Source organism: Dietzia sp. NPDC055340, from assembly GCF_053645335.1.
The window spans coordinates 58737-80636 of sequence record NZ_JBSHML010000020.1; the positions used below are offsets into that span (position 1 = coordinate 58737).

Here is a 21900-nt window from a genome sequence, read left to right on the forward strand (position 1 = left end):
CACCCGCTTCGGGTGGGGCGGGGTTCTTTCACGTTCAGGCCAGTCCGGCATTCTGTACGCATGACCAAGACCGAAGGCCCGCAGCGGGTCGAGCTGTCGCACCCCGACGGCAGCACCAGTCCACTGCTGATCGTCCCCGCGGCCCGGCGAGACGAGAACCGCCCCGCAGTCCTGGTGCTGCCCGGCATCGCCGTCGGCGCCCGGTACTACCTCCCGCTTGCCCGAGCCCTCGCCGACGCCGGCGTGGACGTGGCCATCACGGAGCTGCGCGGTCAGGGCGAGAGCACCCACCGCATCGGCCGCAGCGGCGGCGCCGCCGGCTACCACGAGAGTGCTGGCGAGGACGTCCCGCTCGCGGTGGAGGCCATGCAGCGCGAGCTCGGCCCCCGCCCGGTCGTGCTCCTCGGACATAGCATGGGCGCCCAGATCGGCGTCTACCACCTCGCCCGCCGGGACCCCCGCGTCGTGGGGCTGATCGCCGTGGCCGCACAGTCCCCGTTCCATCGCGGCTATCCCCGCGAGTTCGGCCGCAAGCTGCGCCTGGGGTCGATCGTCATGCCGATCGTCGGCCGTGTGGCCGGCCACGTGCCCGGCCAGTTCTTCGGTGCCACCGGCCGCGTCCCTGCGGACCGGGTGCGCGACTGGGCCCGCCTCGCCGCCACCGGCGTCATGCAGCCGGCGCGCGCCGACCTGGACTACATCGACGGCCTCGCCCGCGTCACCGTCCCGGCGCTGGCGGTCGTGATCGCCGACGACCCCCTCGCCCCGGAAAGCGCCGCCCGCAACCTGCTCGCTTTGCTACCGGCAGCGCGCACGACGCTCGAGTCGGAGCCGCAGCCACTCGGCCACAACACGTGGGCGCGCCGCCCCGACGAGATCGTCGCGCGGGTCCTGGCGTGGATCGACCGTGAGGTCACCACCGCGTAGACGGTGCCCGCGGGGGCGGGTGCCACCCCGATCACGACGACGACAACCGCCGCCGGAAGAACTCGTACGTCAGGACCGCCTTGCGGGCCTCCTGCGAGTTGTCCGCGGCGCCGGCGTGGCCGCCCTCGACGTTCTCGTAGTACTCCACGTGATGGCCGGCGGCCTCGAGCGCGGCCGTCATCTTGCGGGCATGGCCCGGGTGGACGCGGTCGTCCCGCGTCGAGGTGGTCATGAGCACCGGCGGGTAGGTGACCTCCGAGGCGGGCCGGATGTGCTGGTACGGCGAGTACGCGCCCAGGAAGTCGTCCCAGTCGGCCGAGTCGGGGTCGCCGTACTCGGCCATCCACGAGGCGCCCGCCAACAGCAGGTGATAGCGCTTCATGTCGAGCAGGGGCACGGCGATCGCCAGCGCCCCGAACAGCTGCGGGTAGCGGGTCAGCATGACGCCCATGAGCAGGCCGCCGTTGGAGCCGCCCGTCGCGCCGAGCTGCTCGCGGGTGGTGACGCCCGAGTCCACAAGCGCGCGGGCCACGGCGGCGAAGTCCTCGTAGGCGCGGGGCCGCTTCTCCCGCACGGCGGCCCGGTGCCACTCCGGCCCGTACTCGCCGCCACCGCGGATGCCGGCCACCACGTAGACGCCGCCCTCCTCGAGCCACAGCGCGCCCCTCAGCGCGGCGTAGGACGGGCGCATGGACACCGTGAACCCGCCGTAGCCGTACAGGATCGTCGGCCGTGGGCCCTCCGGGCCGGGGCCGCGCATGACCGTGTACGGAACCTCGGTCCCGTCGTCGCTGACCGCCGTGTGCCGGGTGACCTCCACGCCGGACGTGTCGAAGCGGTCCGGGGTCGAGCCGAGCGTCGTGGTGGAACCGTCGGCCCGCAGCAACACCAGCGACGGAGGCACGACCGGTCCCGACACCGCCAGCACCGCCTCGTCCGGGTGGGGCGACCCGCCGTCGGCGGACGGGTCGGAATGTCGGTCGAGCGAGAGGACGTCGATCGACACGTGCTCGGGCAGTCCCTCGACCGGCAACCTCCGCCACCCGTCGGCTGCGGTCGACGGCCCGCCCGCGTCTGATCTGCCGGCGGTGTCGGTGCCGGTATCGGGGATCGCGAACGCCTCGAGCCGGGACTCCGTGTCCTCGAGGACCGTCAGTACCACACGGCCGCGGCCCCACGACACGTCCTCGACCGTCGTCGAGGGGGTGGGGGAGAACAGCACCGTCGGCTCGGGCAGCCGGGACGGGTCGTCGTCGAGCGCCGACCACGGCACCACCAGAACCGACCCACCGGGATACGTGCCGCCGGCGACCTCCACCTCTGTCCGCGGACGCAGCGTCAACCACGGCCCGCTCGAGCCCACCCGGCAATCCTCGGGCACCGGGACTTGCAACGGCTTCTCGGTCTCCGGAAGGCCGCCCGGGCGCCAGAACCACTCCTGGGAGGTATGGAAATCGGGAGAGCGGCTCGCGACGAGACGCCCGGTGTCGATGTCATATCCGGCGCCGACGGCGACGTCGTCGTCGTACCCCTCGAAGATCACCGGGGCCCCCGCCGGATCGGAACCGCGGCGCCACAGGCGCACCACCCGCGCGTACCCCGAGCTCGTCGCATCGGCCCCGGCCGGATCCAACGGCGCCGCCAATACCAGCGTGTCCCGATCCACCCACGACACCGAGCACTTGGCCTCCGGCAGATGGAACCCGCCCTCCGACGCCGGCACGAACCGACGCTCGACGAGATCGAACTCGCGGACCTCCACCGCGTCGGCCCCGCCCCGCGACAGGCGGATCAACGCCCGGTCGTCCTCGGGGCGGCGCACGACGGTCCCCGCGTACACCCAGTTGACGTCCTCCTCGCGGGCGAGCGCGTCCACGTCCACGAGCGTCTCCCACGCCGGATGATCCGACGCCGGCGCGCCCTGCTCCAACACCGACCACGGCACCCGGCGCCACAACCCGCGGGGGTGCTCGCGGTCCTTCCACACCGTGTACGCATAACGGCCCCGCAACACCGGCCACGCGATACGGTCCGTGGAGTCCAGGATCCCCTTCGCGCGGGTGTAGGAGGCCTCCGCGTGCTCGCCGACGGCCAGGTCGGCCAGGGTGCGATCACTGCGCTCGGCGACCCAGGCCAGGGAGGCGGCGCTGTCGATGTCCTCCAGGTGGAGGTACGGATCAGAGGGTGTGGAGGTGCTCATGATCTCGATGATGCCGTGGCCGCGGGAAGTGGCGAGAAAGGGGAGGGGTGAGCGCGACAACTAATTCGCTCAGGGTCTTGTTACCTGGACAATCGCTAAGTACCCTGTTCGATGAGCGTGGGTCGCCTGACCCGGCCATTCTCGATTGCACTCGGGAATGCATTCGATAAACGGAGACACACAAATGGGTTCCATCACCAACCTCCTCGGCGGCTCCAGCGGCTCCGGCAGCTCGACCGACAAGATCACGGACCAGATCGCGGAGACCATCGGCGAGGTCGTCGCCAACGCCGTCAAGTCGATCCTGGGCAACATGTCCTGATCTGCCGCCGAGGCACTGACGCCGCCCCTCCTCCCGCGGAGTGGGCGGCGTCAGTCTATTTTCTGCAGCCTTCGCTCGCCGCGGGTTTCCACTTTCGGGTGTCTTCCCGGCCGCATGAGGTGCCTCGCCCGCCGGATACGCATACCCTGTGTGTCGTGGCTGACACTCATTTCGATCTCATCGTCCTCGGCGCGGGCCCCGGTGGCTACGTCGCCGCCATCCGTGCCTCGCAGCTCGGCCTCAAGGTGGCCGTGGTCGAGGAGAAATACTGGGGCGGCGTGTGCCTCAACGTGGGCTGTATCCCCTCCAAGGCCCTGCTGCGTAATGCCGAGCTCGCGCACACCGTTCTCAAGGACGGCAAGACGTTCGGCATCTCCGGGGACGTCTCCTTCGACTTCGGTGCGGCGTTCGATCGCAGCCGCAAGGTCTCCGACGGCATCGTCAAGGGCGTCCACTTCCTCATGAAGAAGAACAAGGTCACGGAGATCAACGGCTACGGCACGTTCGTCGACGCCAAGACGGTCGAGGTCGACGGCACGAAGTACACGTTCGACAACTGCATCATCGCCTCCGGTTCGGTCGTCAAGACGCTGCCCGGGATCGAGCTCAGCGAGAACGTCGTCAGCTACGAGGAGCAGATCCTCAGCCGCGAGCTGCCCAAGTCGATTGTGATCGTCGGTGCCGGGGCGATCGGCATGGAGTTCGCCTACGTCATGGCCAACTACGACGTGGATGTCACGATCGTCGAGTTCATGGACCGCGTCCTGCCGAATGAGGACGAGGACGTCTCCAAGGAGATGGTCAAGCACTACAAGAAGCTCGGCGTGAAGCTCCTGACCGGCCACAAGACGACCAAGGTCACCGACAACGGCGACTCGGTCGAGGTGCAGATCGAGAAGAACGACGGCGGGGACACCCAGACCCTGACCGTCGACAAGGTCCTCATGGCCATCGGCTTCGCCCCGCGCGTCGAGGGCTTCGGGCTCGAGAACACCGGGGTCGAGCTCACCGACCGCGGCGCGATCGACATCGACGACCACATGCGCACCAACGTGGACGGCATCTACGCGATCGGCGACGTCACCGCGAAGCTGCAGCTCGCGCACGTCGCGGAGGCGCAGGGCGTCGTGGCGGCCGAGACCATGGCCGGTGCCGACACCCAGACCCTCGGCGACTACCGGATGATGCCGCGCGCCACCTTCTGCCAGCCGCAGGTCGCCTCGTTCGGGCTGACCGAGGCGCAGGCCAAGGACGAGGGCTACGACGTGAAGGTCGCCAAGTTCCCGTTCTCCGCGAACGGCAAGGCCCACGGGCTCGGCCACGCGGTCGGCTTCGTCAAGGTCATCGCCGACTCCACGCACGGCGAGCTGCTGGGCGCCCACCTCATCGGCCCGGACGTCTCGGAGCTGCTGCCCGAGCTGACACTGGCGCAGATGTGGGACCTCACCGCCGAGGACATCGGCCGCAACGTGCACACGCACCCGACGCTGTCCGAGGCCATGAAGGAAGCCGTCCACGGCATCGCCGGCCACATGATCAACCTCTGACGGGCCCCTCCCGCCACCCCGTTCAACGAGAAGAGCGTTCCGCGCACTCCCTACTCGGGGAATGCGTTCGGAACGCTCTTCGCGTTGGGCGGGTGGGTCGACGGGCGGGTGGGTCGACGGGCGGGTGCGTCGATGGTCGGGTGGGGCCGGCGGCGGTCCGGCCCGTGCCTACTCGGCGTTGGCGATCTTCTCCATCTGCGCCGTGTAGATCGCCTCGAGCGCGCCCGCGGCGGTCGGCAGAACCGGGTCGGCCGCCGGGTCGTTGCCGCGGGCCGCGTACTCGACGCTCACGGTGGTGTCGCGGGCGAAACCGTGCAGCGCGATGGCCCGGCTGATCTGCTGCGTGCCGTCCGGCTGGGTGGTGATGAAGTCGCTGATCACGCGGAAGCCCTCGGTGCCCTCGACGACCGGCGCGTCCTGCACCGTCATGACGAGCTCCACGTTCGGGTTGGCCACGCTCCGCGAGGTGTGGCACGCCTCGTACAGCGAGCGGTCGAGGAACTCGTCGAGCCGCCAGCCCACCATGCCGATGCCGAAGCGATGCTCCGTCTCGTCCGCCTCCGACTGCTTGTAGCGCACCATCGTGGTGACACCGTCGCCGGTGGCGTGGTTGGAGACGGTCTCCAGTCGCGAGACCTTGTCGCAGGCCGGATCCTCCATGAGCTGCCGGCCCTGGTCGGCGACCAGCTTGTCGACCGACTCCTGCAGCATGGGCTTGTCGATCACCTGCACGACACCGCCGCCCGGCGCCTCGCCCTCCGTCAGCACGCGCCCCTCGACCGGGGTCTGGGGCGCGGAACCCTGGTCTGTCGACTCCGACGACGGGGTGTCGGCGCCGGCGGCGTCCTCGTTGCTTTCCGAGTCGGACGAACAGGCCGCGAGGCCGGCCGCCGTGACCAAGGCGAGGCCGGCGATCGCAACGCGTCGGGGGGTGCGGGTGCGGAGTCGCATCTCTCTCCTTTAATTCAGGGTTGCTCACATAGTGCCACCGGAGTCCCGGTTGGCGGGTGACCCGCCCCGGGTTACGAGGCGCCCCGCGACCACGGTCCACCCGGCCCGGGCCTCGGCAGGGGGCGGCCGTCGCGCCCGATCAGGGGGGATCGGCGTTGCCGGGTTATCGGTGAAACCGGGTGGGTGTGGCTACCCTTGGTGCGGCACCGGCTGACCGGCGAGCCGAACCTGAACCGCACCCGAATCCGACCCCGATCCCGGAAGCAGGACAGCGAGATGGACCACGACGGTATCGAGGCAGTGCTCCTCGACCTCGACGGCGTGATCACCCCGACCGCCGAAAAGCACATGCAGGCCTGGAATCGCATGTTCACCGGCTACTTCGCCGAGCGCGGCCTCGAGCCCTACTCGGACGAGGACTACTTCCGATACATCGACGGCAAGCCGCGCGCCGAGGGCATCGTGTCGATGCTCGCCGCGCGGGGCCTCACCCTGCCGATGGGCGAGGAGAAGAAGGACGACGACGACAACGCCGCCGCCGACCTCGCGCTCACCGACACCGTCACCGGTCTCGGTGAGCGCAAGAACGCGGTCTTCCGCCAGCTGCTGGACGAGGGCATCGAGGCCTACCCGGGGTCCGTGGCCTACCTCGACGCGCTGGATGCGGCCGGGATCGCCAAGTGCGTCGTGTCCAGTTCCAAGAACGCGGTGGCCGTCCTGATCGCCGCGGGCCTGCGGGATCGCTTCGAGGTCATCGTCGACGGCGAGGTCGCCGCAGCCGAGGGCATCCCCGGCAAGCCCCGGCCCGACACGTACCTGCGGGGCGCGGAGCTCCTCGGCGTACCGGCCGACCGCTGTGTCGTGGTCGAGGACGCCGTCTCCGGTGTGCAGGCCGGCGCCGCCGGCGGGTTCGCCCGTGTGGTCGGCGTGGACCGCGGGGCCGGGAAACAGGTCCTGCTGGACGCCGGTGCCGACGTCGTCGTCGTCGACCTCGTCGAACTCATCCCCGATCCCACGGAGGCGCGCGCGTGACCCGCTCCCACATCGCCCGCGGACCTGTCCACGACACCGTCGGGCAGTCGGTCCCCGGCAACATCCGCACCACCTACGGCGTGAACCTGCGCAGTCACCTCGAGGTGCCGGAGATCAACAGGACCAGCCACCCCGCGGACCCGTGGCGCTGGGTCGAGACCAACCCCAAGGCGTCCCCGCTGGGGGTCTCCGAGACGCAGTTCGCCGTGGCCAACGGGTACCTGGGCATGCGCGGCAACCCCGACGAGGGGCGCGATTCCGCCCAGCACGGCACCTTCGTCAACGGCTTCCACGAGACGTGGCACATCCAGCACGCCGAGGACGCCTACGGTCTCGCCCGCGAGGGCCAGACCATGGTCCAGGTCCCCGACACCAAGACCATCCGCATCTACGTCGACGACGAACCGCTGCGGGTGGGCGTGTCCGACCTCGAACACTACGAACGCAGCATCGACTTCCGTGACGGCATCATGCGCCGCGAGCTCGTGTGGCGCACGCCCGCCGGCAAGAAGGTGATCATCCGCACCAGCCGCATGGTGTCGATGGTCGAGAAGCACCTCGCCGTGATGACCTATGAGATCGAACTGCCCGACGAGCCCGCGCCGGTCGTGATCTCCTCCCAGGTGATCAACCGGCAGGACGGCGAGGACGAGTACCGCTCGCCCCGGGCCGATCCCGAGGAGAGCTTCGACCCGCGCCGCGCCGACGGCCTCGACCACCGCGTGCTCGAGCCGCAGCTCACGGAGGGCCAGCGCGGCTACCAGGTGCACGGCTACCGCTGCGCCAACTCGGGCATGACGATCGCCGTGGGCGTGGACCACCAGCTCGAGTCCGAGGACGACGTGGCCATGAGCCACGAGATCGGCGACGACTCCTCCAAGATCGTCTACCACGCCCACGTCACCCCGGGCCGCACCCTCACGCTCACCAAACTCGCGGCCTACCACACCTCCGAGATCGTCCCCGCCCAGGAGCTGGCCGACCGCTGCTCGCGCACCCTCGCCCGGGCCCGCGTCCGCGGCGTCGAGGACCTGCACCGCACCCAGCGCGACTGGTACGACCACTTCTGGGCCCGCGCGGACGTCGAGGTCGACGGGCCGGTCGAGACCCAGCAGGCCATCCGCTTCAACCTCTTCCAGCTGGCCCAGGCCTCCGCGCGCGCGGAGTACAACGGCATCGCCGCCAAGGGCGTCACCGGCAGCGGCTACTCCGGCCACTACTTCTGGGACACCGAGACCTACGTCCTGCCGTTCCTCACGTACACGATGCCCCAGTTCGCGCGGAACGCCCTGCGCTTCCGCTACTCGATGCTGGACAAGGCGCGTGCGCGGGCCAAGTTCCTGTCCGTCAAGGGCGCGCTCTACCCGTGGCGCACCATCAACGGCGAGGAGGCCTCCGCCTACTACGAGGCCGGCACCGCGCAGTACCACATCAACGCCGACATCGCGCACGCCATGGTCAAGTACCTCTGGGCCACCGAGGACCAGGACTTCATGATCCGCGAGGGCGTGGACGTGTTGGTCGAGACCGCCCGGATGTGGGTCTCGCTCGGGTTCTTCGACGGCGACGGCATGTTCCACATCCACGGCGTCACCGGGCCCGACGAGTACACCACCGTGGTGGACAACAACCTGTTCACCAACGCCATGGCCCGGTTCAACCTGCTGGCCGCCGCGGTCGCGTGCAAGCGCATCGCCGAACTGGGGGACGGCCGGTGGAGCGCGATCTGTCAGCGCCTGAAGCTCGACGACGACGAGATCAGCGAATGGAAGCGCGCCGCCCGCAACATGGTGATCGCGTACGACGAGGTGCTGGGGGTGCACCCGCAGGACCAGGACTTCCTGGCCAAGGAGGTGTGGGACCAGGATCTCGAGGACCCGCGCCGGCCCCTGCTGCTGCACTTCCACCCGCTGGTCATCTACCGGCACCAGGTGCTCAAGCAGGCCGACGTGGTGCTGGCGATGTTCCTTCGCGGGGACGAGTTCACCGAGGAGCAGAAGCGCGCCAACTTCGAGTACTACGACCCGTTGACCACCGGTGACTCGACCCTGTCGGCGGTCGTGCAGTCGATCATCGCCGCGGAGATCGGCTACTGCGACGAGGCGTTCGAACATTTCTCCAAGGCGCTCGTGGTGGACCTGGCGGACGTGCACGGCAACGCCGCCGACGGCATCCACGTGGCCTCGACCGGGGGTGTGTGGTCCGCGCTGGTGAGCGGGTTCGGCGGCATGCGCGACTACGGTGGCGACATCTCGTTCGACCCGCGCGTGCCCGCCGAGTGGGGCGCGCTGACGTTCCGGCTGACCGTGCGCGGGACGCTCGTGAAGGTCCGCGTGACGCACACCGAGATCACGATCACCAACCTCGACGGCGTCGACTTCGACTGCACCGTGCAGGGACGCCAGGTGTGGGTGCCGGCGGGGGAGACGATGGTCCTGGAGCTGGATGACCGGGCCCGCGTGTGCCTGTCCCACGCAGAGTCGGCGGGCGAGCAGGCGCCGCTGCCCTGACCCTGCCCGGGCCCTGCCCCGGCCCCGGCCCCCGCCGGCTCGCTCGGTCCGGCTCGAACACGGTCCGGCTCGCTCGGTCCGGCTCGGGCACGGCCCCGGCCTGCCGCTTTCCCGGAGTCGGCGCGGGCGCGGCCCGGCCTGCCGCTTCCCGGAGTCGGCGCGGGCGCGGCCCGGCCTGCCGCTTCCCGGAGTCGGCACGGCCGCGGCCCGCGTTGTGGGCGCGCTGCTGTCGCGATCCGACGCTTGTGCGCGTGGCCAGCGCATCTGACCTCGTTTGCGCTGGCTCCGTGACCTGCGCTGACTTGTTGTACGGATTCCGGGGACTTGCGCTGGTGGCTGGGACCAACCAGCCAGCCTAGGGCGAGTAGCCAGCGCCAGTAGGGGCACTTGCGCTGCTGTCGTGCTCATTCGGCGTCCGGAGCGTCTCGATGAAGGCGCTTTTCCTCACGGCCGCGAACACAGAGCCAGCGCACATGCCGGAGCTGGGCACAGAGCCAGCACATGCAGCCTCGCTTGCGCTGGGTGTCCGCTCATTTGTCACCGAGCCAGCGCATCCGGCGGCCGTTGCGCTGCGCGGTCGCGCGGTTGCGGGGTGCGCGGTTTGGCGAGTGGGTGCCGAGCTCACGTCGAACGTCCTATGCCGCCGCTGCTCTCCGTAAAAGGTATGCCGCGCGGACCTGCTCGAGAACGTCATCTTGCTGATGGCGGAAGATCCTGCGGTCGACCACGATGACGATCCACCCCGCGGCCTGCAGGCGGTTTCGTCGGTGGCGGTCCTTGGACTGTTGGACCGGGTCGTCGTGGTGGGGGCCGTCGTACTCGACGGCGATCTTGTGTTCCGGGTCCGCCAGGTCGAGGCGATAGCCGAGTTCGGGTACCTCGACCTGGGGAACGAAATCAGTGAACCCTGCCTCTTTGAGGAACAGGCGTGTCTCGGTTTCCCGTGGGGACTCACTACGGGGATCCGCATCCGCGAGAACCTTCCGGGCACGGGCGACGCCCCAGGTGCCAGCCATGTACGTCACGGTTTCGGCGAAAGCGGCCCGGGACAAGCCATGACGGTACAGCTCCTCAATCGCCTGCACGCCCTGCACGTGATCGCTGAATCTCGCCAGATCGAAAGCTGTCCAGCGGTGCGCGGTCACGCGGACTCCACGTAGCGTGATCACCGCCTGTTCCGGAACCGAATACCGCCTGATGCGAAGGCCTCGTCGTTCCCGGCCATGAGACCCGACGGACAATTCCGGCACCGTGTCATGGCGCAGAGGGGCGACTCCGTGGATGACTGCAGCCGACCAACCGGTCAACACGGCGCCCGGGTAGAGGCGGGAGTAGGCCACTGAGAGTGTTTCGAGATCGCGGGTGACGCCGGATGGGAGCCAGAGCCCGTCGACGACCTTGACGAAGTCCCGCTCACGGCGTCGTCGCGGAACGTGTGAGATCTCGTGAGTCAGACGAGCGAGAGACAGTGCGGGATGTTCGTCATGAGTGTTGTTCTTGGTCATAGCCGTGATGATGCCGGGCACTGAGCACGACACCGTCCGAATGGCGGCGTGATGATCGGTCTGCTGTGGAGAGGCTGGGGGCTGTGGAAACAGTGCATAACGGAGCGCGGACTGCGGCGGCGGGCCCTCTCCGGGCAGCTGACCAGCGGGCTCGGCAGGTCAGCGGGGCTCGTCGGGCTGGATGCGCAGGACCTGCAGGGAGGTGGCGAGCCCGTCGTACTGCGCCACCAACTGCACCAGCGCCACCAGCTCCGACGAATTGAGATGGGAGGACAGACGGGCCCACGTGTCGTCGGCGATGTCCTTGGTCCGCACCAGCTCGTCGACAGCGATCAACACGGCCCGGAGGCGGTCGGTCCACGGGGCGGTGGACGGATCCTCGGTGGTACGGGCGATCTCGTCGTCGTCGAGTCCTACACCCGCCCCGATCCGCTCGTGGTGAGCCCGCTCGTACACGCTGCCCCGTAGATGCGCGATTCGCAGGATCACCAGTTCGGTGGTGCGGCGGTCGAGGACCCCGAACGGCATCATCATCCCCGAGTACGCGAGCCAGGCGGGGAAGAGACGGCGCGCGTGGCCGAGCGTGGCGAACAGGTGGACGTCGCGCTTGCCCGTGACGCGCGCGCCCAGGCGGTTGACCGCCCAGCCGATCGGGCCGAGTTCGCGGAAGCCCCCGGGGCGGATGCGCGGGGCCGTGCCAGCGCCGCCTGACGCACCGGGGGCGCTGGGTGCCGATGCGCTGGGTTCGCCGGGCGCGCCGGATGCGGAGACGCCAGCGCCGCCGGACGTGCCGGTGGGGCGGGGCGTGGCGGCGCTGGTGTCAGGGGTGTCGCTCGGCTGGCTCATGGCCGCAAGGGTAGGGCAGTCGACGGTGCGGGGGAGCCGGGTTCGTCGAGGAGGTACGGCGACAGCGCCGAGCGGTGGGCGTCCACGGACAGCGTGCGGTTGAGCGGCGGGAAGGCGCGCTGGGGGCAGGCCGGGCGCTCGCACATCCGGCAGCCGGCGCCGATCTTGGTGGCCGCGTCGGCGTCGTTCAGGTCCAGGCCCTGCGCATACACCGTCCGGTGCGCGTGGCGCGCTTCGCAGCCCAGGCCGATCGCGAACGTCTTGCGCGACTGGCCGAAGCGCATCGGTCGGGTGGTGACCGTGCGCGACACCCACAGGTGCATGCGGCCGTCGGTGGTCTCGGCGACCTGCCGCATGATCTTGCCCGGGAACGAGAACGTCTCGTAGATGTTCCACAGCGGGCACGTGCCGCCCGACGTGGTGAAGTGGACGCCGGACGCGGACTGGCGCTTCGACATGTTCCCCGCGCGGTCCACGCGGACGAAACTGAACGGCACGCCCGATGCCCCAGGCCGCTGGAGCGTGGACAGGCGGTGGCAGACCGTCTCGTACCCGGTGGCGTGGAAGGTCATGAGGCGCTCGACGTCGTAGCGGAAGTCCTCCGCCGTATCGAGAAAGCGCTCGTACGGCATGAGGACGGCGGCGGCGAAATAGTTGGCCAGGCCGCGGAGGCCCATGGCGTGCGCGGCCGGGGAGCTGAACGCGCCGTCGGCGACCAACTGGTCGAGCAGATCACCGTGCTCCAGGAACGCCAGCTCCGAGGCCACGCGGAACGCCTGCTGGCCGGCGGTCAGATGCGCTGACAGGTCGAGGCGCCGCTCCTCGGCGGAGTACCGATGCCACAGGCCGTCCGGCAGATCGACGCGACGGACCACCCGCACGCCGTGCGTTTCCGACAGCCGGTTCTCGAGTTCGGTACGCACATCGCCGCGGTTCATGCGGATCCGGTTGGTGAGCTCCTCGGCCGCGGTGTCGAGGGAGTCGATGTAGTTCTGCCGCTGGTAGAAGTAGTCGCGCACCTCCTCGTGCGGCATCGCCAGCGCCGAGTTGTCCAGCTCGCCGGCGGGCAGGTTCCGGGCCTCGGTCAGGGCCGCGAGGAGATCCGCCGAGTTGCGGTAGCGCTGGTTGAGGACGGCGAAGGCCCGCGCCAGGGAGGGGTGCGCCTGGACGAGATCGATCACCTCCGAGGTGGGGATGCCCGAGGAGACCTGGGGGTCGGTGAGCGCCTCGGTCAGCTCGGCGATCAGGCGCGTGTCGGCGTCCGAGGCGAAGAAGGTCGAATCGACGCCGTAGACCTCCGAGAGGGTGGTGAGGACGCGGGAGGTGACGGGACGGGTGTCCCTCTCTAGTTGATTGAGGTACGACGACGACAAGCCGAGCGACGTGGCGAAGGCGGCCTGCGTCAGGCCCTTCTCCTCTCGCAGACGCCGCAGTCGCGCGCCCATATGTGAGGCCGTCATCGGCTTTCCCCTTCCAGTTCGTGGTGCACCCCACATTCTTCGCAAAGTTTGCAAAAGAGGCAAGGAAACTCGCGGAATTTGCACAAGTCGCAGGTAGACGGGGTGTGGTGGGTGTGGCACTCTTGTGTCGTACAGGATCTCGCAACTCGCAGATATGCGAACTCGAGTCCGCCCCCGAGACAGAAAAGAGTCGCGATGTCGAACATCGGCAAGGCACGTACCGCTGAAGAGATCCAGAAGGATTGGGACACCAACCCCCGCTGGAAGGGCATCACCCGCAACTACACCGCTCAGCAGGTCGCCGATCTGCAGGGCACCGTCGTCGAGGAGCACACCCTCGCCCGCCGCGGCGCGGAGATCCTCTGGGACAAGGTCAACAACAAGGACTTCGTCAACTCCCTCGGCGCGCTGACCGGCAACCAGGCCGTGCAGCAGATCCGTGCGGGCCTCGAGGCCGTGTACCTCTCGGGCTGGCAGGTCGCCGGCGACGCCAACCTCTCGGGTCACACCTACCCGGACCAGTCGCTGTACCCGGCCAACTCGGTCCCGACCGTCGTCCGCCGCATCAACAACGCGCTGCTGCGTGCCGACGAGATCGCCCGCATCGAGGGTGACACCGCGGTCGAGAACTGGCTCGCCCCGATCGTGGCCGACGCCGAGGCCGGCTTCGGTGGCGCCCTGAACGCCTACGAGCTGCAGAAGGCCATGATCGCCGCCGGCGCCGCCGGTGTGCACTGGGAGGACCAGCTCGCGTCGGAGAAGAAGTGCGGCCACCTCGGTGGCAAGGTGCTCATCCCGACCAACCAGCACATCCGGACCCTGACCTCGGCCCGTCTCGCGGCCGACGTCGCCAACGTCCCGTCGGTCATCATCGCGCGCACCGACGCCGAGGCCGCCACGCTCATCACCTCCGATGTGGACGAGCGTGACCGTCCCTTCATCACCGGTGAGCGCACCGCCGAGGGCTTCTACAACGTCAAGAACGGCATCGAGCCCTGCATCGCGCGTGCCAAGGCCTACGCGCCGTTCGCCGACCTCATCTGGATGGAGACCGGTACCCCGGATCTCGAGTACGCCAAGCAGTTCGCGGAGGCCGTCAAGTCCGAGTACCCGGACCAGCTCCTGGCCTACAACTGCTCGCCCTCCTTCAACTGGAAGGCGAACCTGGACGACGAGACCATCGCCAAGTTCCAGAAGGAGCTCGGCGCGATGGGCTTCAAGTTCCAGTTCATCACCCTGGCCGGCTTCCACTCGCTCAACTACGGCATGTTCGATCTGGCCTACGGCTACGCCCGCAACCAGATGACCTCGTTCGTCGAGCTGCAGCAGCGCGAGTTCAAGGCCGCCGAGGAGCGTGGCTTCACCGCCGTCAAGCACCAGCGCGAGGTCGGCGCCGGCTACTTCGACCGCATCGCCACCACGGTCGACCCCAACACGTCCACCGCGGCGCTGAAGGGCTCCACCGAGGAGGGTCAGTTCCACTGACCCCTGGTCGACCCGCACGGGTCGGCGAGCGCCCGACCGCAGCAGGTCGACGCTCACCATGATGTAGATATCACCGGGGGCCGTGGCCGTCTCGACGAGGCGACCGCGGCCCCCGGTGGCGTCAGCGCACCATCCGTTCTCCGCCGCACGCCCGGAGGCCGGCCAAACGCCCTCGAGAAGGACGCAGAACCGATGAGCAGCCCCCGCGACGCGACCACCGACAACGGGCGGATCACCCGCGTCGGGGTGGTGGGCGCCGGGCTCATGGGGGCCGGCATCGCCGAGGTGTGCGCGCGGGCGCACGTCGACGTCCTGGTCTGGGAGTCGACCAGGGAGCTGGCCGCGGAGGGCCGCGCCCGGATCCTGGACTCGCTGGACCGCGGTGTCTCGTCGGGCAAGATCACCGAGCGCGAACGCGACCGCGCCGCGCTGCGGCTGCGCCTCACCACCGACCTCGGTGACTTCGAGGACCGCCAGCTGGTGATCGAGGCCGTCGTCGAGGACGAGACCGCCAAGGCCACCGTGTTCCGCGAACTCGACCGCGTCGTCACGGACCCGCGGGCCGTCCTGGCCTCCAACACCTCCTCCATCCCCATCATGAAGCTCGGGACGTGCACCACCCGCCCCGAGCGCGTGATCGGCATGCACTTCTTCAACCCGGTGCCCGTGCTCCCGCTCGTCGAGCTGGTGAGCACCCTCGAGACCGGGGACGCGGTCCGCGCCCGCGCCGAGGCGTTCGCCCAACAGGTCCTGGGTAAGCAGGTCGTCCACTCCGCCGACCGCTCCGGGGCCGTGGTGAACGCGCTGCTCGTGCCCTACCTGCTCTCCGCCATCCGCATGGCCGAGTCGGGATTCGCGACGCCCGAGGACATCGACCGCGCCATGGTTCTGGGCTGCGCGCACCCGATGGGTCCGCTCTCCCTGGCCGACCACGTGGGCCTGGACACCGTCAAGGCGATCGCCGACTCGATGTACGCCGAGTTCAAGGAGCCCCTGTACTCGCCGCCGTCGCTGCTGCTGCGGATGGTCGAGGCGGGCAGGCTCGGCAAGAAGGCCGGACACGGCTTCTACCGCTACGACTCCTCGCGGGTGACCGCAGCCGTGGCGCGCTGAGCTGGTGTCGTCGTCGTCATCATTCTCGCGGCACCTCGAGCCGACCCGCGCCTCGAGCGTCCCGGGTTACCCACGCATCGGTCGTCGCCGGGAGCTCAAGCGCGCCCTCGAGCGGTACTGGCACGGTGACGACACCCGTTCCGAGCTGCTCGCCGTGGGGCGCCGGATCCGCGACACCACCTGGCACGACCTGCACGACGCGGGCCTCACCCAACTGCCCGGCAACACCTTCTCCTTCTACGATCACGTCCTCGACGACGCGCTGCTGTTCGGCGCGGTCCCGGCGCGGTTCCGGGACCTGATCGACGGACTGGCCCCGGTCGACACGGTGTTCGCGCTCGCCCGCGGTCGCGCCGACGTCCCGCCGCTCGAGCTGGTGGCGCTGCAGGGCACCGGCTACCACTACCGCCAGCCCGAGTTCTCCGCTGACATCGCGCTCGGGCTGCGGCCCGACGAGTTGCTCGCGGAGATCGGCCGCGCGCGCGAGCTGGGCTACGAGATCCGTCCCGTGGTGACCGGGCCGGTGTCGTTGTTGCTGCTCAGCAAGGTCGAGCCGGGCGCCGCCCCGGGATTCGAGCCGCTCGACATGTTGGACCGGCTGCTGGAGCAGTACGAGACGCTGCTGGCGGTGCTGGCCGGCGCGGGCGTGACGTGCGTGCAGTTCGACGAGCCGTGCATGACGATGGAGCGCACCGACGCCGAGATCGACCGTCTACGCCGCGCCTACGACCGGCTCGCCGCGGTGGCCACGCGCCCGCGGATCCTGGTGACCGGCGCCTACGGCGACCTGGGGGACGCGCTGCCGGCACTGGCCTCCACCGGTGTAGAGGCGATCGGGCTGGACCTGGTCCACGGACGGCGGTCGACCGCCGACCTCGCGGCGATCCCCGGACTGCGCGACAAGCGCCTCTACGCCGGGGTCGTCGACGGTCAGAACGTGTGGCGCACAGACAAGTTCGCGACGCTCGACTACCTGCGCGAGCTCAAGACCGTGTTCACCGACCTGGTGGTGACGGCCTCGTGCACCCTCCTTCACGTGCCGTACGACGTGGGCGCGGAGTCGGACCTGCCGGCCGAGTTGGCCGATTCGCTGGCCTTCGCCGACCAGAAGGTCGCCGAGGTGGTCTCGCTCGCCGCCGCGCTCGAGGACGGCCCCACGCCTCGCTGGCGCCCGCTTCCGGTGCTGCCCAGCGCGCGCCGCGAGGATGTGCGCGCGAGAACCTCCGGGGTCGACGACGACGACAAGGCCCGCCTCCCGTATGCGGAACGGGCGGCCCGACAGGCGCAGCGGCTGCAGCTGCCGACACTCCCGACAGCAACGTTGGGCTCGTTTCCCCAGACGGTCCAGATCCGGCGGGCGCGGCTCGATCTGGCGGAGGGGCGCATCGATTTCGAGCGCTACCGCGAGTACCTGCGCGAGGAGATCGCCTCGGTCATCCGACTGCAGGAGGACATCGGGCTCGACGTGCTGGTGCACGGTGAGGTCGAGCGCAACGACATGGTGCAGTACTTCGCCGAACTCCTCGACGGGTTCGCGGCGACCCGGAACGGCTGGGTGCAGTCGTACGGGTCGCGCTGCGTGCGCCCGCCCGTGCTGTACGGAGATGTGGCCCGGCCCGCCCCGATGACGGTCGAGTGGACCGGCTACGCACAGTCGCTCACCGAGCGCCCGGTCAAGGGCGTCCTGACGGGTCCGGTAACGATGCTGGCGCGGTCGTTCTGCCGCACCGACCTGGCGCTGCCGGAGGTGGCGACGCAGCTCGCGCTGGTGATCCGTGACGAGGTGGCGGACCTGGAGGCGGCGGGGACGGCGATCATCCAGGTGGACGAGCCGGCGATCCGCGAGTTGCTGCCGCGGCGCGGCGCGGACCGCCGGGCCTATCTCGACTGGGCGGTGGGCACGTTCCGGTTGGCGACCGCCGGGGCGAAGCCGGAGACGCAGATCCACACGCACCTGAGCTACTCGTCGTTGCGCGTGATGACCGAGGCGATCGAGGAGCTGGACGCCGATGTGACCAACATCGTGGCGACCCGGTCGATTGACTGGGTGCTCGACGCCCTGCAGGACCACACCCTGACGCGACAGGTGGCGCCGGGCGTCTACGAGTCGCGCTCGGGCTTCGTGCCGGACATCGACCTGCTGCACGAGCGGCTCCACGAGGGGGTGGCCGCGGTGGGGCTGGAGCGACTGTGGGCGGTGCCCGACGGGGGCCTGAAGAGCCGGTACACCTGGCAGCTGGAGCCGAGTCTGCGGAATCTGGTGGCCGCCGCGAGGCGAATCCGGCGGGCGGTTGCCCGGGATACCCGAGGTTCTAATAGGATCACTGTTACAAGTCCCGCGCCTGACGTGCGTGGGATCGGTAGTTGACGAAAGAGGACGACATCATGGCCGGTCAGACCCTCGAGCACACTGGTGCCGCCATCGTCGAGGAGTACTACCCGGAGTACGCGACGACCGTCGCCCCCACCTTCCCGCTGTACTCCACCGAGATCTACCTCGGATCGACCATCCTCCTGCTGAGCATGTGCATGCTGGGCCTGCCGCTCACCGCGTTCGGGTACTACCAGGACAACATGGGTGTCGGGCTCGGCCTGGTGATCGCCGCGGTCGTGGCCACCACCGTCGTGTTCCTCATCGGGCTCGGTACCTGCATGGTCGGCTTCCGTAAGTACGGGCGCGAGGACGCGCACTGACGCTCGAGAAGTCCGTCGCCGCCGGATCGTCCGCCTTCAAGGCGGGTGACCCGGAGGCTGACGCCGAGCGGAGGTCCGCCCTCCGCCGGATGAAGACGGTCGCGACGGGCTTCCTCGTCGTGGCCGGGATCGTCTATCTGGTCGCCGAGTACGCGCTGCACAACGGCGCCGACCCCTGGGTGGGCTATGTGCGCGCGGCCGCCGAGGCCGGAATGGTCGGCGGGTTGGCCGACTGGTTCGCCGTCACCGCGCTGTTCCGCCACCCGCTGCGCATCCCCATCCCGCACACCGCGCTGATCCGCAGGAAGAAGGATCAGCTCGGCAGTTCGCTCGGAGAGTTCGTCGGCGAGAACTTCCTCGATCCCGAGATGGTGAGCGAGAAGGTCCGCAGCGCCCACATCCCCGAGCGGGCCGGCGAATGGCTACAAGAACCCGAGCACCGCGCCATGGCCTCCGACCAGGCCGCCAAGGCCATCCGTTCGGTGCTGGCGGTGCTGCGTGACGAGGACGCGGTGGCGATCATCGAGCGCACGATCGTCGCGCGTATCGCGGAGCCGGAGTGGGGCCCGCCCGCCGGCAGGATCCTCGCCGAACTCCTCGATGAGGGGCGGCACCTACCGCTCATGGATCTCATGGCGGATCGGGCGCACGGCTGGGTGGAGGCCCACCCCGAGACGATCGACCGCTGGGTGCGCGAGAAGGCACCCACGTGGGCTCCCCAGTTCGTCAACGAGCTGCTCTCGGACCGCGCCTACCGCGAGCTCAGCGAGTGGACCTGGCAGATCAAGGTCGACAAGCAGCACCCCGTGCGGGTGGCGCTGATCGGGTTCGTGGAGGAGTTCGCCCGCGACCTGCAGCACGACCCGGCCACCATGGCCAAGCTCGAGACCTTCAAGCAGGAGGTCATGAACCGCGACGAGGTCCGCCGCGCCGCGGGATCCGCGTGGGCGGCCGCCAAGCGGATGATCATCGAGGCCACCGAGGACGCCGACTCCACCCTGCGCCTCAAGATCGACGACCTACTGGGCCGCCTCGCCGACATGCTGGTCAACGACGTCAAGGTGCGCGACCGTCTCGACGACTACATGACCCGCACCGCCCGCTACGTGGCGGAGAACTACGCCGGCGAGGTCACCTCGATCATCTCCGAGACGGTCGAGCGCTGGGATGCCGACGAGGCCTCCGACAAGATCGAACTGCTCGCCGGTAAGGACCTGCAGTTCATCCGTATCAACGGCACCGTTGTGGGAGCGCTGGCAGGGCTGGCGATCCACACTGCTACCGAACTCCTCTTCTAGAGATACGGCTTTTCACTTTCGGGCCCACCCCCGCCCGGCTCCGCGGTGCTCGAGCTTTTCGCTGTCGCGACCTGTGCGTACCGGTTCGTCGCTGTGTGGCCCCGCCCGTGACGTGGAGTTTCATAGGTCTCGGGGGCCTCGGCACCGGGCCCGCCGGGGGTGGTCTGATGTGAGCAAGCACACGGTTTCATCGATCACATAGCGCTTGCTGCAGTTAGCACTCGTTGTTAGCGTTGGCTCCAGCCGATGACAGACGACGCGCACGAAGGGGGTGTATCCGATGGCCGCACAGCGTGGTCGTAAGCACGAGAAGGCGATCGGATCCGCTTCCGGGCAGGCGGAGGACGCACTCGCCCGCAGGTCCGCCAAGCCCACGGGGGAGTTGCCGCGTGACGGCGCCGGCCCCAGGGGCGAGGGGGGGAAGCGCACGTCCGATTCGCAGGACATCGGGTCGTTCATCCGTGCACAGCGGGAGGCCGCTCAGGTGTCCATCCGGCAGCTCGCAGAGCGTGCCGGCGTCTCAAACCCGTATCTGAGTCAGATCGAACGTGGGCTGCGCAAGCCGTCCGCCGAGGTGCTGGGACAGATCGCCCGAGGGCTGAGGTTGTCCGCCGAGGTGCTGTACGCACAGGCGGGGATCCTCGAACTCAAGCAGGGGAGCCCGGTGAGGGACGCGATCCTCACCGCCCCGGACCTCACCGAACGCCAGAGGGAGGTGCTCGTGGAGATCTACGAGTCGTTCCGAGCGAACAACGCGACCGCAGCCGACCAGGTCGTCGACGTCCCCTGAGGAACGTCGCACGGCGGCCCGCGGGGCCACGAGAACACCGCAGACGAGAACACCCGAACGAGACCACAACCTGTAAGGAGTCGACATGACCGACAAGAAGCCCGCCAAGAAGACCACCGCCGCCAAGAAGACGTCCGGCACCGCCAAGACCGCCCCGGCCAAGTCCGTGGAGAAGGACCCGGCCTTCGACGGCCCGCTCGGCCAGGCCTTCGCCGCCGTGCGTACCCCGGTCTACGCCTACGTCGGCGCCAACGATCTCGCGATCCAGGCCGTGTCCGGTCTGGTCTCCGACCTGCGTCGTCGTGCCGAGGAGGCCGTCGCCGACGCCCAGGCCAAGGTCACCGACGCCCAGTCGCAGATCACCGAGCGTGTCACTGGTGCCCAGACCAGGGCCACCGAGCGCTTCAATGAGGTGCAGAGCCGCGTCAGCGAGGTCCCCGAGCGCGTCCAGACGCTGCCGACCGAGGTCGAGGAGCTCGTCAATCGCTTCCGTCCGGAGGAGCTGCGCAAGGTCGCGGACGCCTACGTGCAGGTCGCGGCGGGCATCTACGGCGGTCTCGCCGCCCGCGGTGAGGACGTCGTCTCCCGCCTCCGCGAGGAGAACCCGCAGCTCGAGGCCGGTCTCGCGCGCGTCAACGAGCAGGTTTCCCGCGCCGCCGGCGCCGTGGAGGACCAGGTCGAGCTCGGCGAGGAGGCCCTCGGCACCGTGGCCCGGCAGACCCGCTCGATCGGCGTGAAGGCCGCCGGCCGCGTCTCCAAGTCGGCCCGCCAGGCCGCCGAGACCGCCGGTGACGCCGCCGACAAGGCCGCGGACAGGGTCGATGCCGCCGCCTACGCCGCCTCGGACGAGATCCAGAGCGGTGCCGGCAAGGTCGAGGCCCGTACCGCCCCGGCCAAGAAGGCGCCCGCGAAGAAGGCCCCGGCCAAGAAGGCGCCCGCAAAGAAGGCCCCGGCCAAGAAGGCTGCCGCGAATTCGACCGCCGCCAAGCCGGCTGCCACCAAGTCGACCCCGGCCGCCGCCAAGCCGGCTGCCACCAAGTCGACCCAGGCCGCCGCCAAGCCGGCCGCCACCAAGTCGACCCCGGCGGCCGGCAAGCCCGCCGCCGCGAAGCCGGCCGCGTCGACCGACAAGGCGTCGGACAAGGCGGACGACGACAAGTGATGCGGCGCGGCTGATCCCGCACGCACCACCCGCCGCCCCGGCCCGCTCCACCCGCGCG

Annotated in this window: 17 protein-coding genes; 12 read left to right on the top strand and 5 right to left on the bottom strand. The window is 69.6% G+C overall.

Translation table 11 applies throughout. The annotated features are described in order from the left end of the window. Positions 1-60: 60 nt before the first annotated feature. A complete protein-coding gene (locus ACWIFB_RS14400; protein ID WP_454058620.1) occupies positions 61-927 on the top strand; it encodes an alpha/beta hydrolase family protein in 867 nt (288 codons plus the stop codon). Between the two features lie 31 nt (positions 928-958). Here the strand turns inward: ACWIFB_RS14400 and ACWIFB_RS14405 are convergent, their stop codons facing one another. Then, positions 959-3127 (bottom strand): prolyl oligopeptidase family serine peptidase, encoded by a 2169-nt coding sequence (locus tag ACWIFB_RS14405; RefSeq protein WP_454058621.1) that lies wholly within the window; start codon positions 3125-3127, stop codon positions 959-961. Between the two features lie 184 nt (positions 3128-3311). Between ACWIFB_RS14405 and ACWIFB_RS14410 the strand changes: the two genes are divergently transcribed. Together ACWIFB_RS14410 and lpdA are read left to right on the top strand one after the other, a co-directional pair. After that, on the top strand, positions 3312-3449 hold the full coding sequence (locus tag ACWIFB_RS14410) for a hypothetical protein (protein ID WP_454058622.1): 138 nt from the start codon (positions 3312-3314) through the stop codon (positions 3447-3449). A 155-nt stretch (positions 3450-3604) separates the two neighbouring features. Then, positions 3605-4996, top strand: coding sequence for a dihydrolipoyl dehydrogenase (gene lpdA / locus ACWIFB_RS14415; protein ID WP_452099829.1), 1392 nt, complete (start codon positions 3605-3607; stop codon positions 4994-4996). 168 nt (positions 4997-5164) lie between these two features. On the opposite strand, the gene ACWIFB_RS14420 is transcribed toward lpdA, so the two are convergent. After that, positions 5165-5947, bottom strand: coding sequence for a hypothetical protein (locus ACWIFB_RS14420; protein ID WP_454058623.1), 783 nt, complete (start codon positions 5945-5947; stop codon positions 5165-5167). A gap of 276 nt (positions 5948-6223) precedes the next feature. Between ACWIFB_RS14420 and ACWIFB_RS14425 the strand changes: the two genes are divergently transcribed. Then, complete coding sequence (locus tag ACWIFB_RS14425) at positions 6224-6979, top strand: HAD family hydrolase (RefSeq protein ID WP_454058624.1); 756 nt, start codon at positions 6224-6226, stop codon at positions 6977-6979. Further along, positions 6976-9489 carry a glycoside hydrolase family 65 protein gene (locus tag ACWIFB_RS14430; protein ID WP_454058625.1) on the top strand — a complete coding sequence of 838 codons (2514 nt, stop codon included), beginning with the start codon at positions 6976-6978 and terminating at the stop codon, positions 9487-9489. The genes ACWIFB_RS14425 and ACWIFB_RS14430 overlap by 4 nt, the downstream gene beginning before the upstream one ends. 635 nt (positions 9490-10124) lie before the next feature. Here ACWIFB_RS14430 and ACWIFB_RS14435 read toward each other — a convergent pair. The 3 genes from ACWIFB_RS14435 to ramB form a co-directional block, all read right to left on the bottom strand. After that, positions 10125-10634 (bottom strand): endonuclease domain-containing protein, encoded by a 510-nt coding sequence (locus tag ACWIFB_RS14435; protein WP_454058626.1) that lies wholly within the window; start codon positions 10632-10634, stop codon positions 10125-10127. A 519-nt stretch (positions 10635-11153) separates the two neighbouring features. After that, positions 11154-11678, bottom strand: a complete 525-nt coding sequence (locus ACWIFB_RS14440) for a carboxymuconolactone decarboxylase family protein (RefSeq protein ID WP_454058633.1) — start codon at positions 11676-11678, stop codon at positions 11154-11156. A 158-nt stretch (positions 11679-11836) separates the two neighbouring features. After that, positions 11837-13300: an acetate metabolism transcriptional regulator RamB gene (ramB, locus tag ACWIFB_RS14445; protein WP_452098379.1), complete on the bottom strand. Its 1464-nt coding sequence runs from the start codon at positions 13298-13300 to the stop codon at positions 11837-11839. A 195-nt stretch (positions 13301-13495) separates the two neighbouring features. Here ramB and aceA point away from each other — a divergent pair, with 195 nt between their 5' ends. The 7 genes from aceA to ACWIFB_RS14480 all read left to right on the top strand — a co-directional run bounded on the left by aceA (position 13496) and on the right by ACWIFB_RS14480 (position 21842). Beyond that, positions 13496-14785, top strand: a complete 1290-nt coding sequence (gene aceA, locus ACWIFB_RS14450; protein WP_454058627.1) for an isocitrate lyase — start codon at positions 13496-13498, stop codon at positions 14783-14785. Between the two features lie 192 nt (positions 14786-14977). After that, positions 14978-15898, top strand: coding sequence for a 3-hydroxybutyryl-CoA dehydrogenase (locus ACWIFB_RS14455; RefSeq protein ID WP_454058628.1), 921 nt, complete (start codon positions 14978-14980; stop codon positions 15896-15898). A gap of 1 nt (position 15899) precedes the next feature. Further along, positions 15900-18266, top strand: coding sequence for a 5-methyltetrahydropteroyltriglutamate--homocysteine S-methyltransferase (gene metE / locus ACWIFB_RS14460; protein WP_454058634.1), 2367 nt, complete (start codon positions 15900-15902; stop codon positions 18264-18266). A 17-nt stretch (positions 18267-18283) separates the two neighbouring features. After that, entirely contained in the window at positions 18284-18592 is a 309-nt protein-coding gene (locus ACWIFB_RS14465; RefSeq protein ID WP_344993893.1) for a hypothetical protein, read from the top strand. Positions 18593-18681: 89 nt separating this feature from the next. After that, the gene (locus ACWIFB_RS14470) at positions 18682-19890 is read left to right on the top strand and encodes a DUF445 domain-containing protein (protein WP_344993896.1); all 1209 of its coding nucleotides are present in this window, start codon (positions 18682-18684) and stop codon (positions 19888-19890) included. 280 nt (positions 19891-20170) lie between these two features. Continuing rightward, positions 20171-20680, top strand: coding sequence for a helix-turn-helix domain-containing protein (locus ACWIFB_RS14475; RefSeq protein ID WP_454058629.1), 510 nt, complete (start codon positions 20171-20173; stop codon positions 20678-20680). An 85-nt stretch (positions 20681-20765) separates the two neighbouring features. Beyond that, the gene (locus ACWIFB_RS14480; RefSeq protein ID WP_454058630.1) at positions 20766-21842 is read left to right on the top strand and encodes a hypothetical protein; all 1077 of its coding nucleotides are present in this window, start codon (positions 20766-20768) and stop codon (positions 21840-21842) included. Positions 21843-21900: the final 58 nt, after the last annotated feature.